The following is a 13631-nucleotide window of genomic DNA, read 5'->3' on the forward strand; positions in this document are numbered from 1 at the left end:
TTAATTCACCTTCTAAACCTTAAACTCGTGTCTTTCACTATCCTGCTGCAAAATCTGTTGAATGGTTTGTCGATCGGGAGCGTGTATGCGATCTTCGCGTTAGGCTACACGCTCGTTTTTTCGATTCTGGGCATTATCAATTTTGCTCACGGCGCAATTTTTACCCTCGGAGCCTATTTTACTTATGCGCTGATGGGGCAAGCTTTTGGTACGAATGGATTGCTGGCTTTAGCAGCCTTGCCGATTCAATTGCCGTTTGTACTGGCAATGATTTTAGGCGGGATTTTGACGGGCTTTGTCAGTTTAGCGATCGAACGCATTGCTTTCCGTCCCCTACGACGCAGAGGAGCCGACCCCTTACTGACGGTGGTTTCAAGTTTAGGGGTCGCTGTTGTGATTGTGAATGTGATTCAGTACCTTGTTGGTGCTGAGATCTATACATTTCCAGCGGAAACGTATGGCAGCTTGCCTGATGCGGTGAACTTTGGGACAGATCAAGCCCCGATTCCAATTCGGAGTGTTCAAATTGTGATTTTTGGGGTTTCAGGTTTCATCCTGGCAGTGTTGGTTTATCTGATCAATGCTACTAAATTCGGTAAAGCGATGAAAGCCGTTGCAGAGGATGCGACGACTGCAAGTTTACTGGGAATTGATAGCGATCGCTTTATCGTTGGCACATTTTTTCTCAGCGGTTTTCTGGGTGGAATTGCTGGCACATTAGTGGCATCGAGCGTGGGAATTGCAGGTCCTTATTTTGGGATTAGTTTTGGCTTGAAAGGACTCGCCGTGATTGTTTTAGGCGGTTTAGGCAGTATTTCTGGAACGGTTTTAGGTGGCTTGCTGATTGGGTTGATTGAAGCTTTTGTTCCGGGTGAATATTCGGCTTACAAAGATGCGGTTGCTTTTAGCATTTTGTTTCTGATGCTGCTCATCCGTCCTCAAGGCTTACTTGGTCGCAAATTGATTCAAAAAGTATGATTGATTTTATTTCGACTTATGATTTTCTCATTGTCTCAATGGTATTGGGTGCAATGCTGGGCTTATCGTTGTATCTGCCATTGATGGCGGGTCAACTTTCCTTAGCAAGCCCCGGATTCTATGCATTGGGGGGATACATTGCAGCAATTTGCTCAACTCGAATTTTTCCGACTTCGGGTAGCTTATTTCCCATTCCACTGTTGCTCTTAGAAATGGTAGTTGCTGCGATCGCTTGTGGTATTTTGGGCGTTTTGATTGGTATTCCTGCACTGAGATTGCGGGGAATTTATTTGGCAATTGCAACGATCGCGTTTGTCGAAATTCTCCGCGTGCTATCGCTGAATTTAGACATCACGGGTGGAGCAGTGGGGATTTTTGGCATTCCTCAACCGTTTGCATCTCGGATTGAGTATCTTTGGATTGCTTTACCGTTATTGGTGCTCAGTGCTGCTTTTGTCTATCGGCTCGAAAATATTCGAGTTGGGCGAGCATTTACAGCGATTCGAGAAGATGAGCTAGCAGCAGATGCAGTGGGCATTAATCCCACCTACTACAAAGTTTTAGCCTTTACTTTGGGCGCAATTTTGGCGGGAGTGGTTGGAGTCGTCTATGCTCACTTCCTCAATACCTGGAATGCTCGCCAGGGCACGTTTGATGCCAGTATTATCTATCTGACATTTGTGCTGATTGGTGGATCGCGATCGTTTCTCGGTGCGATTTTGGGTGGAATGGTGTTTACTGCATTGCCAGAAGTTTTAAGAGCGATCGCGGATCTGCCCAATTTACCGATCGCATTGGCACAGCTTTTGCGGGATGGGCGATTAATTATCTTTGGGTTGCTAATCGTGATTGGCAGTATCTTTTTTCCGCAAGGTTGGGTGACACCAGAGCTTTTAAGTCGGGTGAAACTGAAGCGCCGTTAACAACATTTACCAAAGTTAACTAAAAAGTTATGTTTTGAGAGGGTCTGAATCGCAAGTGATAGAACAGAACTATCTTTTCTCAGGACAAAGATATGGGCAGCGTCATCACCCTAGTTTTAGCACTACTGATTTTGTCGGCGAATGGACTCAAGCTCGATCGTGAATATCAGCGAGGTGTGATTTTCCGCTTAGGACGAACGAAAGCAACGAAGGGACCAGGTTTGTATTGGATTATCCCCTTTGTCGATCAGAAAGTGCAGATTGATATCCGTACGAAAACTGTCAATATTGAACCCCAAGAAACCGTAACTGCGGATAGTGTTACGATTCGCGTCAATGCCGTGCTGTACTATCGCATTATTGATCCAGCAAAAGCGATTAACCGCGTTGAGAACTACGAAATCGCCGTCTATCAAGTTGCCCTGACGACTCTTCGCAATGTCGTGGGTCAGAACATTTTGGATGACGTGTTGCAAAATCGCGACCAGATCAATACTCGCGTTCAAGAAATCGTCGATGAAATCACAGAACCGTGGGGAATTGTGATCGAGCGAGTCGAGATGAAAGATGTAGAAATCCCTGCCAGTATGCAGCGGGCAATGGCGAAAGAAGCGGAAGCAATCCGTGAAAAGCGTGCTCGGATTATCAAAGCAGCGGCGGAACAAGAAGCCTCAGCAAAACTTGCGGAAGCATCTCAATTGATTAGCGCGAATCCGGCAGCGTTAGAGTTGCGACGGATGCAAATGCTGACTGAGATTGGAGCGGAGAATAATACGACAACGGTTGTGATGATGCCGTCAGATTTCATTAATGCTGCAAGACGCTTGGCAGAATCCCCTCAGCCTAGCTTTGCGAATGGGCAGGCTCAACCGTTTAATCCAGAGGTGCTGTTTGTGCCGAAGGAGGAGAAGGAGTAGGGCGATCGCTGAAATGTGTTCTACAGGCGATCGATGAGTTACTCTCCGCTAATCTCTACTAGCTTTTCGCCAGATTTCAATAACTCTAATGCATCAGGCAAAGTCGAGCTTAGAATTTCCTGCAAACGGGCATTTGATGTATTGCCACAAGTTAACCAAATAATTTGTGGCGGTGCTTCCAAACGTTCAACGAGATCCACGAAATCGCTATCTTTAGTCATGAATATAACGCCTTGAGCTTTTGCAGCCTCAAAGATTTCGGGATCTTCGGCATCTCTCAAGCCGATATCCCGTAAAGCGATCGCGGTAATTCCAAATCTGCCTGTAATCCAAGTTGCGATCGCAGGCGACAAATGGGCATCGATCCAAATCGTTGTCACGCGACTAAAACAGGGTGGTTGACTTTACGTGAAGCGTAGGCAAGTGCTGCTCTTAAATCATCTCTTTCCAGATCAGGCAGTTCTTCCAAAATTTGTTCAGCACTTAACCCTGCTGCAAATAAATCCAAAACATCGGACACTCGAATTCTCATGCCACGAATACAGGGGCGACCCCCACACTGCTTAGGATTCACGGTGATTCGTTTAAGTAAGTCTGACATTGGATACAGCCTCTATAAAATTAAGTTTTTATCGAGAAGTGCGTTCGTTGAATTCTGCGTGGTGTTGACGACGAGTGCCTACCGTAACTTTACCCTCCTTGTCCAAATTTCAGGAGCATTTCATCATTTCTGCGATCGCATTCTGAAAGAATCGTCGATCGAGAAACGAAACCCGATAAAGTTAGAGAATCGCCTTAGTTGAAAAATATCGTGATTTCTGGCTGGACACATTCCTTATTTGGGCAATTGACGATCGCAACGCTCTGGCTGTTGATTGTGGGTTTGTGTGCCACGATCGTCAATCACTTCAATCCCGATCGTAATGAACTCGTTCGCAAAGTGATTCACATTGGTACAGGCAATATCATTTTGATTGCTTGGTGGTTAAATATTCCGATGTGGATAATCATCGCTGCCTCAATTTTCTTTAGCATTCTCACCCTTTTGTCTTACTATTTTCCAATCCTGCCGAATATCAACAGCATCGGACGGAAAAGCTTTGGAACTTTTTTCTACGCGGTCAGTATTGGGGTGCTAGCGGCTTGGTTTTGGACGGTAGGAAAGCCGGAATTCGCAGCGATCGGCATTCTGGTTATGACTTGGGGAGATGGATTTGCGGCTCTGATTGGACAGCGCTTTGGCAAGCATTCTTACCGACTTTGGGACATGAAAAAAAGTTGGGAAGGATCATCCGCAATGGCAGCCATTAGTTTTTCAGTCTGCGCCTTGATTCTGCTTTCGACAGTTGGAAATGTTTGGCAAATCTGGCTCATTTCGCTGCTAGTTGGTTTATGTGCTGCTGGATTAGAAGCCTTTTCAAAATTTGGGATTGATAATTTGACGGTGCCAATTATGTCTGCTGCGATCGCATTTTTTCTAACGCAAAATCTGTTGTAGCGAGAAGATCGGTTAAAGTGGGTTTCATCGAAAACTACGCGCCAAATTCATGAACGAGCCGCTGTTCTCCGTCGAAAACCTCTCAGTTGCTTACCAAGTCGGACAGAATGCCGTTGTCGAGAATGTTTCGTTCGTCTTGCAGCCTGGAGAACGGTTAGGACTCGTGGGTGAATCTGGTTGTGGCAAATCCACCCTGGGACGCGCAGCAATGCGGCTCTTGTCCGATTCTGCACAGATTCAAGGACAGGTCAAATTTCAAGGCAAATCTGTATTAGACATGTCTCCTACCGAACTTCGACACTTTCGGGGAGAAGCAGTTGCGCTGATTTTCCAAGATCCGATGACCCGGCTCGATCCTTTAATGACGATCGGCGATCATTGTCTCGAAACCTTAAAAGCACACGAGCCGCATCTTTCAACCAAAACAGCTAAAGAGAGAGCGATCGAGACTTTAAAAGCGGTCAGTATTCCTGAAAATCGCTGGTCGCAGTATCCTCATGAATTTAGCGGCGGTATGCGGCAACGAGTTGCGATCGCTCTTGCCTTACTGCTGAATCCCAAATTGATTGTGGCAGATGAGCCAACTACAAGCTTAGATGTCACCGTTTCAGCCCAAATTCTCAAAGAGCTGACTCGCTTATGCAGTGAGCGAAACATGGCGCTGATTCTGATTTCACATGACTTAGCAATGGTGGCAGAATACTGCGATCGCATTGCAGTCATGTATGACGGTGAAATTGTTGAAACTGGTTCAACTGAATCGGTTTTTCGGAATCCGCAGCATGAGTATACGCAGACACTCCTGCATTCTGCTTTGCATTTGCAGAAAGATGCAGAGACGATTGTGAGTGCTGATTGCTCAAGTGTTGCACCGATTTTGCAATTATCTGATCTCAAACAGCACTATACGATCGAATCAAATTTCATCTCAAAGTTATTTGATAAAGAAGATCGGACGATTCGAGCTGTCGATGGCATTAATCTTGAACTCTATCCGGGTGAGACTTTAGGCTTAGTCGGGGAATCAGGCTGTGGGAAAAGTACGTTATCCAGAACCATCCTACAATTGCTCCGTCCAACGAGCGGCAAAGTAGAATTCTCAGGTCAAAATCTCACGCAACTGAATCGTGATCAGCTTCAACACCAGCGCCGTCAAATTCAGATGATCTTTCAAGATCCACATGCTTGTCTCAATCCGCGCATGACGATCGGCGAAAGCATTGCTGATCCGCTCCTAATTCACAAGATTGCAACTCCTGAAGCAGCAAAGCAGGAAGTCGAATATGTTCTAGAGCGAGTCGGGTTAACGCCAGTTGAATCTTTTTACAATCGCTATCCTGGAGAGCTTTCCGGCGGACAGCAGCAGCGCGTTGCGATCGCACGTGCCCTAATTACTCGTCCCAAATTAGTCATTTGCGATGAGCCTGTCAGTATGCTCGATGCGACCGTTCAAACTCAAGTCCTGCAATTAATGCAAGATTTGAAGGAAGAATTCGATCTGACTTATCTCTTCATCACTCATGATTTGTGGGTCGCCCGCTATTTCTGCGATCGCATTGCGGTGATGCATGGCGGTAAAATCGTCGAACTGGGTGAGACTCAAGCCCTGTTCAAATCGCCTCAACACCCCTATACTCAATCACTTCTCGGCGCAGCACCCCTATTGAACAAAATGACGGGTTAATCTGCCAATAATCTACCAATTCAGGGAATCGAAGCTAGAATGCTTTGCAGTGCGTGACTTTTTCTATGACCAAAACGGACTCAAAAAAGACCTTACCGAAACCGGATACTTTAGAACAGAGTGTTGGAAGTTGGCTGGTTCGCAGTCTGATTTTATTAGCGATCGTCATCTTCATCGGGCACATGCAGGGGAAACAACCTTCACTACGCTGGTTTGACAGTGCAGAACGCGGATCGGATGCGCCTTTAGTCATGCAGGGAGGCGATCCCTACATTCGTGCTTTGATGCGAACAATTTCTGCGAGCGAGTCGAATGTCCGCAATCCCTACAGTGTTCTCTACGGGGGCGATCGCATTCAGGATTTGAGTACCCATCCTGATCGCTGTATCACGATCGTCAATGGTCCAAATATGGGCAATTGCACAACCGCCGCAGGTCGCTATCAATTTATCACAACCACCTGGCAAGCCCAAGCAAAACGGTATCATCCGGCTCCTGGAGGTTTCTTATTCTGGCAAGATTATAGTTTTGAGCCGCAGTACCAAGATGAAGTGGTGTATCGGTGGCTCAGCGACTCCAGTGCATGGGGAGCCGACATTCGCCAATTATTGAAGCGAGGTCAAGTCAATGCTGTTCTCAAAATGCTATCAGGAACGTGGACAAGCCTGGGCTATGGAATCGAAGACAATTCGATGAGTGACGAGTTGCCAAGGATCTATCAGAAAGTTCTGCAACAAGAATTGCAATCTCGGTAAGTTACTTGGCTTGCAGAATTCTATGAAACTGAATTGCGAGTTCAGCGCGATCGCACATCTGAGATTACAGACTACAAATCAAGTCAGTCAATTGACTGACCCTGTTGAATGAGCGGTTCAGAGGGATGAGCGATCGCGTGACTGATTCGACGAACTTGCAAACCGCAATGAGTGATATCCTCCATCATTCTGCTGAAAATAAAGTATTACTTTGGCTAATGTCTTACATAAACTAATGTTAAGACGCTCTAGAGTCGGTACAGAGAATTCGGTAAACTACTAGACACTATTTAGATTTTCTTAATAACTCGCTACTCGCTTGTTAGGCGAAATGTTAACTCTTGCCTAACTGTTTAGGAGGCGAGTGAGTTGATGGTGTTACCCATTTTTTCTTTCAATTCCTTGATTGTTTGGAGAACTCTATGAGCCTTGTTCCAGGTACTGCTGTCAGATTGCCCGATGGACGCGAAGGTGTGGTGATTCCGGCTTCGATTTGGTTTCGCGATCGCGTCTTAGTGAAAGTCAAGGGCGGCAGAAAATCTTGGTTCAAAGCGAGTGATTGTATCCCAACATCCTCTGTTGCATGAGGAGCACGGGTCTCGGAATTGATTCAGAAGGATGCAGGTAGTAGAGGACTTGAAGCGCCAAAGTTGTCGCAATTTAAAACTGTTAAAATTTAGGCAACGACTACAGAAAGTTTTAGATTCTGTCGCTTCGGTCGTTCTCCTTTCGCTTCACAGGCTGGATCCTAGGTATGTCACTACACCGAACCGTTCTTGTAATTGCTGCCTCGAGTGATGATGTAATCAAGTATCGACAGCAGTTACAGCACGATAGGAGGGTGACATATGAAATTCTCTCAAAGCAATACAATGCTCTAGAGTTGCCTCTGCCGCAATCGCAGAAAATTGACAGCATTCTCTTAGAGCTTCATTCCCGTTCCAGCAGCAATACGTTGCTACTGGAGCTAAAGCATCAGATGGGCAATAGTTGCCCGCCAATTGTGGTGGTTGATGACGAAGATATAGAAAGTGCAGTCCAGGCTTTTAGGAATGGCGCAGCGGACTATTTAGTCAGAGATCGATTCACCTCTGAGGATTTGTGTCGGGCGCTGGAAAGTGCGATCGCAAATGCCGAACTCCGTCGGGAGTGTCAACAGCGTCAGCACCAGACTATCGAGGCACTGCAACAGCTTAACCAGGAGTTGACCGATCGGGTCGTTGAACTGCAAACCCTGCTGGATATTTTGCCAGTCGGAGTCGCGATCGCAACGGATTCCGCCTGTACGCACATGCACAGCAACGCCTACTTGCGGCAGTTACTCGGGGTTACCTCTGACGACAATATCTCGAAGAGTGCGTCCGCTGCCAATCAGCCCCCTTATCAAACCTTCCGCCATGGAGTAGAAATCGCTGCTGAAGATCTGCCGATGCAGATTGCGGGTCGTTCTGGTAAACAGGTGAACGATGTGGAATTTGATATTCTGCTGTCGGATGGGACCCTGCGCCAACTGCTGTGCTACGCAACGCCCCTGCAGAGCGACCAAAACCAAATTCGAGGCGTAATCGGCGCTTTTCTGGATATCACCGAGCGTCATCGAGATGCACTTGCCCTCAAAGCGAGTCAGCAGCGCTACCGCGAACTTGCCGAAGCGATGCCCCAAATGATCTGGACTGCCGATGCCAATGGCGTTGTGACCTACCGCAATCAGCGCTGGTACGAATACACTGGCATGAGTGATGCAGAGTCGATCGGAGTCGCTAGAGCCGATGCTGTCCACCCCGATGAACGAGATCAGGCTTTGAAGGTGTGGCGAACTGCGATCGCAACAGGAGAGCCTTTTGAAATAGAGTGCCGCTTTCGTCGTTGGGATGGTGAGTATCAGTGGTTTATTTGCCGAGCCGTACCCACCCGAGACGGTGAAGGTCAAATCACAGGCTGGATTGGCACGATTACCAATATTGATGACCAGAAGCAGCTAGAAGCCAGATTATTAGATGAAATTGCGAACCGTCAGCGGATGGATATCGCCCTGCAGCAAAGCCAGAAACGCCTTGAACTGGCCATGGTAGCTGCTCAGTTGGGCAGCTGGGATTGGGATATTCAGACTGGCACAATTCATTGGTCTACCAGTCTAGAGGGCTTACTTGGCATGGCTCCCGGCAGCTTTGATGGGCAGTATGAAACGTTCAGAACCATGATTCATCCTGACGATCTGACCCGGGTTGACCAAGCCATTCATCGCGCGATTTATGATCGGCAAGACTACAACATTGAGTTTCGCTTCATCAAGCCCGACGGGGCAGTGCGTTGGGCATTGAGCTTAGGGCGGGTCTTCTATGATGCCAATGGTCATCCTGTCGCCATGACTGGGGTCGATATGGATATCTCAGAGCGCAGGCAGGTAGAAGCCGATCTGCGCTCCAGTGAAGAACGATTCCGCAACTTAGCAGACCACGCACCCATGAAGATTTGGGTGACGGATTCTACTGGATATTGCACCTATCTCAACCAGCGCTGGTACAAGTTCACCGGGCAAACCGAAGCAACAGGGTTGGGATTCGGTTGGCTGGAGGCTGTGCACCCCGATGATCGCGAATTTTCTAAAGTTATCTTCCTGAATGCCTTAGAGCAGCAAATGGCTTTTCAACTGGAATATCGGTTGCGCCGGCATGATGGTGAATATTGTTGGGCGATCGATGCCGCTAGCCCCTGGATTGGGCAGAATGGGGAATTCAAAGGCTATATCGGCTCTGTGGTCAATATTCATGATCGCAAACAGGCAGAACTGGCGTTGCAAGAAGCCCATATTCAGCTAGAAGCCGCTCTGGTGGCGGGGGCGATCTACACCTGGCGCTGGAATATCGTTGAGGATGTGTTTGCTGCCGATCGCAATTTTGCTCATCTGTTCGGCGTTGATCCTGAGGAAGCGGTCACAGGTGTTTCCCTAGAGGCTCTTCTAAACGGCATTCATCCCGACGATCGCGATCGCATTGTTGCCCGCATTGAACATGCGATCGCAACTGGCGAAACCTACACCGAAGAGTACCGTGTCCTGAATGCTGACGGAGAAGAACGCTGTGTGATTGCTCGGGGACAGGTTGAATATGATGCGAATGGAAAGGCGATCGCTTTTCCGGGTGCCCTCGTCGATATTACCGAACGCAGAAAAACTGAGGAGGCGTTGCAGCGCTCTGAGGAGCGCTATCGTACTCTGTTTGAATCAATGGACGAAGGCTTTTGCGTCATTGAAATGATCTTTGATCAGAACGATCAGCCCGTCGATTACATCTTTTTAGAAACGAATCCGGCGTTTGAGAGACAGTGCGGGCTTTATGACGTCCAGGGCAAGCGGATGCGCGAGCTGATTCCGCACCATGAGGATCATTGGTTTGAAATCTATGGCAGTGTTGCCCAAACCGGAACCCCTGTCCGATTTGAGAATTCGGCTGAAGCGTTGCAGCGGTGGTACGACCTTTATGCCTATCGCGTTGGGCTTCCTCATGAGCGGAAAGTGGCTGTTCTCTTCAAAGACATCACTGAGCGCAAACTTGCCGAAGAAGCCCTGCGCCAGAGTGAAGACCGCTTCCGCATCGCCATTGAGTCAGCCCAACTCGGCACTTGGGACTTGAATCCGAAGACGGGCGTTATGAAATGGGACGATCGGTGCAAAGCTGTATTTGGCATGTCGCCCACAGCCAACATTGACTATGACATTTTCCTAGCAGGACTGCATCCAGACGATCGAGATCGCACTCATCAAGTCGTGCTGCAATCGTTCAATCCTGAGAGCAGCGGTGATTACGACATTGAATATCGCACCGTGGGGCTTGAAGACGGGATTGAACGATGGGTCGCCGCGAAAGGAAAAGCTTTTTGCAATTCAGATGGAGAGGTGATTCGCTTTATTGGAACGGTGCGTGACATTACCGAGAAGAAACAGGCGGAGACCGAACGCGACCAGCTCCTTCAGCGCGAACAGGCTGCCAGAGCAGAAGCCGAACGGGCTAATCGGATCAAAGATGAATTTCTAGCTGTACTTTCTCATGAATTGCGATCGCCCCTGAACCCCATTTTGGGGTGGACTAAACTCCTGCAATTGGGCAGGTTAGACACTGCTAAAACTGCTGAAGCCCTCGCGACCATTGAGCGCAACGCCAAGTTGCAGACGCAACTCATTGATGACCTGCTGGATGTCGCTAAAATTTTGCGTGGCAAGCTGAGCCTAAATATGGCTGCTGCCAATCTATCTTTCGCCGTTGAAGCAGCGATCGGCACCGTCAGTGCGGCCGCTGCTGCTAAATCTATTTCGCTACGGGCTGTCCTACCCAACGTTGGACAAGTCTTTGGAGATATTGCCCGGCTTCAGCAGATTGTCTGGAACCTGTTGTCCAACGCGATCAAATTCACGCCTCAAGGTGGGCGCGTAGACGTTCAGCTTCAACAGGTGGGCACTGAAGTTCATATCACCGTCAAAGATACCGGCAAAGGCATCAGCTCAGACTTTCTGCCTTACCTATTTGAATCTTTCCAACAGGAAGACGCTTCGATCACGCGCAAATATGGCGGTCTTGGACTCGGATTGGCAATTGTTCGTCAATTGGTCGAGGCTCACGGCGGTACTATCACGGCGCACAGCCTCGGGGAAGGGCTAGGCGCGACGTTCACTGTCCAACTGCCTCTCCTCAACGTTACACCGGAGATTCAGCCGCTAGATGAATCTCCACAACAGGAACTTGACCTGACAGGAATTCGCGTGCTGGCGATCGATGACGAACCAGATGCCCGTGAGTTGTTAACAGCACTACTGACCCAATACGGTGCAGATGTTTTAACCGTTGCTTCTGCGGCAGAGGTGCTGTTAAATTTAGAAGTTTTTCAACCGACTGTGCTCGTGAGCGATATTGCGATGCCTGAAGTTGATGGCTATACATTGATTCAAACGATCCGTGCATTACCTCCCACGCAAGGGGGGCAGATTCCTGCGATCGCGCTAACTGCTTATGCGAGAGAGGACGATCACAAACGGGCAATCAGCAGCGGGTTTCAACGCCACATCACAAAGCCTCTTGACCCAGAACGATTAGTTCAAGCAGTAGTAACCCTCGCCCAGAATCAACTCAATGCCTGTTTGTAAGGTGGTTCACATCAGGCATCTCGAACCAGACCGGGAGCGTTTGAAATTGACTTCCAGGCATCGGATGAAGTACAACGCCAGGCTGAAACTGTCTTCACAAGAATCGAATGATTTGTCCGGACGATCTGCCCCGATTGGGAAGAGTGAATTGGTAGATGCACCCTGATTATTTGCCCTGGTTTCTGACCAGGGTTTTTTATTGCCATTTTTTGAAAATCTTCCGGATTGAATCTCCTCAGTCAGAAGAGTGAATTGGTAGATGCACCCTGATTATTTGCCCTGGTTTCTGACCAGGGTTTTTTATCTTTAAAAATCAATCTGAGGATTTCTGGTTCTTCTTCTCGATCGATACTTCTCCAAAAATCCTAAAATCCCCACCGCCAACTGTTCTGGATACTCTTCATGCAATCCAAGTGATCCCGGCATTCGATAAACTTGCACGCCTGAAAAATGTGCTAAGACTTCCACTTCTTGACGAGATTTTGCAGGCATGTTTTCCCCAATCACCATCATCACAGGTACAGGCAAGGGCTGAAACCAGCTAAACCAATCCTCACGCGACTTGGCGCGATCGAGTCCTCCCGTGACAAATGCGGCTGAGGCAAATCTCGATCGCTTCGCCCGTGTCGTCTTCCACTTTTGCTCAATCAGTTCCGGCGTAATGTTCTGCGGATCTGCAAACACATGCCGCTGATACATCATTCTCAGGAACTTACGAGTCGTATTCAGAAAATACAAAAACTGTCCAATCAACGGCAGCCCTACCAATTTTTGCAAAATCCGATATACCCAACGATGTTCCCCCATCGCTGTTGGCAATGGACCTCGCCAAGTTGGGCATACCAACACCACCCATTCCCAAGGCGGCTGCCGCTGTGCTAACTCCATCACATACCCTGCTGAATGACCTGCGGCAATGACAACCACTGGATCAGGAAACATTGCCTGCACAAAATTTCGCAAACATGCCTCATATAAAGCAGGCGTATAAGCAACTGCCGGACGCGACGACTCCCCAAATCCAATCCAGTCGATCGTATAAACCTGATAATTTCCCGCCAACTGTCTCGCTAAGCCGCGCATCTCCGCTCGACTCGACACCGAACTTAATGCCGGAAGCAACAAAATGGGCTGCCCTTCCCCCACCACCTCATATGCCAACGTTAGCGCCTTCCCTTTCCAACTCCAGCGATGCTCTCGCAGTTCAGGACACTCGATCGTATCTGTTGGGGGATATTCGCTCATGCAAAACTGCCTCAGCCGCTAACTCAGTCCTCTATTGTCCAACAAAAAAGGCAGCCTACATCAAATTTTGTAGACTACCCGAATCGAATAGGAGTAATTGAGTGAAACTTTCTGCGATCGTGGCAACAGTTATCGCTAAACTCGTTGAGAATTTGCTGTCTACTGTGTCTCATCAATCATGAGAGAAGTGCAACCAACTTAGAAACCTAAGCATTTTGCCTTCGTAAATTGTCAGATCGCTCGTAACCTCTAATCTTTCTAACAGTCGTCTGATCACTGATTCTGGGAGATTCTACGGCTTTCGTCTAGTCTTCACTACATTTGAGGATTCGTCTTAGTTTGTACGGAGAATTTCATGGCTTTTCTGACCAGATGTCTGACCAGATGGCGAAAATTTCGCGTCTTAATCTCGTATTGATCCAGATAAATCGTCGAGCATTAGGACTGAGTTTAATGAATTTTCTGATAATCTCCGATTTGACCTCCGAAATTTA

Annotated in this window: 11 protein-coding genes; 8 read left to right on the forward strand and 3 right to left on the reverse strand. The window is 48.0% G+C overall.

The genetic code is table 11. The annotated features are described in order from the left end of the window. Window positions 1-27 precede the first annotated feature (27 nt). The 3 genes from J0L70_RS15340 to J0L70_RS15350 all read left to right on the forward strand — a co-directional run bounded on the left by J0L70_RS15340 (window position 28) and on the right by J0L70_RS15350 (window position 2818). Window positions 28-978, forward strand: coding sequence for a branched-chain amino acid ABC transporter permease (locus J0L70_RS15340; RefSeq protein ID WP_017286623.1), 951 nt, complete (start codon window positions 28-30; stop codon window positions 976-978). Then, the gene (locus J0L70_RS15345; RefSeq protein ID WP_287455186.1) at window positions 975-1901 is read left to right on the forward strand and encodes a branched-chain amino acid ABC transporter permease; all 927 of its coding nucleotides are present in this window, start codon (window positions 975-977) and stop codon (window positions 1899-1901) included. Before J0L70_RS15340 ends, J0L70_RS15345 begins: the two co-directional genes overlap by 4 nt. A gap of 92 nt (window positions 1902-1993) precedes the next feature. Next, complete coding sequence (locus J0L70_RS15350) at window positions 1994-2818, forward strand: slipin family protein (RefSeq protein ID WP_287455187.1); 825 nt, start codon at window positions 1994-1996, stop codon at window positions 2816-2818. Between the two features lie 38 nt (window positions 2819-2856). On the opposite strand, the gene J0L70_RS15355 is transcribed toward J0L70_RS15350, so the two are convergent. Together J0L70_RS15355 and J0L70_RS15360 are read right to left on the reverse strand one after the other, a co-directional pair. After that, window positions 2857-3198: a DUF5615 family PIN-like protein gene (locus tag J0L70_RS15355; RefSeq protein WP_287455188.1), complete on the reverse strand. Its 342-nt coding sequence runs from the start codon at window positions 3196-3198 to the stop codon at window positions 2857-2859. Continuing rightward, window positions 3195-3419: a DUF433 domain-containing protein gene (locus tag J0L70_RS15360; RefSeq protein ID WP_017286619.1), complete on the reverse strand. Its 225-nt coding sequence runs from the start codon at window positions 3417-3419 to the stop codon at window positions 3195-3197. The genes J0L70_RS15355 and J0L70_RS15360 overlap by 4 nt, the downstream gene beginning before the upstream one ends. A gap of 198 nt (window positions 3420-3617) precedes the next feature. Between J0L70_RS15360 and J0L70_RS15365 the strand changes: the two genes are divergently transcribed. The 5 genes from J0L70_RS15365 to J0L70_RS15385 all read left to right on the forward strand — a co-directional run bounded on the left by J0L70_RS15365 (window position 3618) and on the right by J0L70_RS15385 (window position 11892). Further along, window positions 3618-4316 (forward strand): diacylglycerol/polyprenol kinase family protein, encoded by a 699-nt coding sequence (locus tag J0L70_RS15365; RefSeq protein ID WP_287455189.1) that lies wholly within the window; start codon window positions 3618-3620, stop codon window positions 4314-4316. Window positions 4317-4365: 49 nt separating this feature from the next. Beyond that, the gene (locus tag J0L70_RS15370) at window positions 4366-6000 is read left to right on the forward strand and encodes a dipeptide ABC transporter ATP-binding protein (RefSeq protein ID WP_287455190.1); all 1635 of its coding nucleotides are present in this window, start codon (window positions 4366-4368) and stop codon (window positions 5998-6000) included. 65 nt (window positions 6001-6065) lie between these two features. Next, the gene (locus J0L70_RS15375) at window positions 6066-6755 is read left to right on the forward strand and encodes a glycoside hydrolase family 24 protein (RefSeq protein WP_287455191.1); all 690 of its coding nucleotides are present in this window, start codon (window positions 6066-6068) and stop codon (window positions 6753-6755) included. 422 nt (window positions 6756-7177) lie between these two features. Then, a complete protein-coding gene (locus J0L70_RS15380; RefSeq protein ID WP_017286615.1) occupies window positions 7178-7342 on the forward strand; it encodes a hypothetical protein in 165 nt (54 codons plus the stop codon). A gap of 167 nt (window positions 7343-7509) precedes the next feature. Beyond that, the gene (locus J0L70_RS15385) at window positions 7510-11892 is read left to right on the forward strand and encodes a PAS domain S-box protein (protein WP_287455192.1); all 4383 of its coding nucleotides are present in this window, start codon (window positions 7510-7512) and stop codon (window positions 11890-11892) included. A gap of 306 nt (window positions 11893-12198) precedes the next feature. On the opposite strand, the gene J0L70_RS15390 is transcribed toward J0L70_RS15385, so the two are convergent. After that, window positions 12199-13137, reverse strand: coding sequence for an alpha/beta fold hydrolase (locus J0L70_RS15390; RefSeq protein WP_287455193.1), 939 nt, complete (start codon window positions 13135-13137; stop codon window positions 12199-12201). Window positions 13138-13631: the final 494 nt, after the last annotated feature.

It is taken from the genome of Leptolyngbya sp. UWPOB_LEPTO1 (assembly GCF_017302695.1).
Classification (GTDB): Bacteria; Cyanobacteriota; Cyanobacteriia; order Leptolyngbyales; family Leptolyngbyaceae; genus Leptolyngbya; species Leptolyngbya boryana.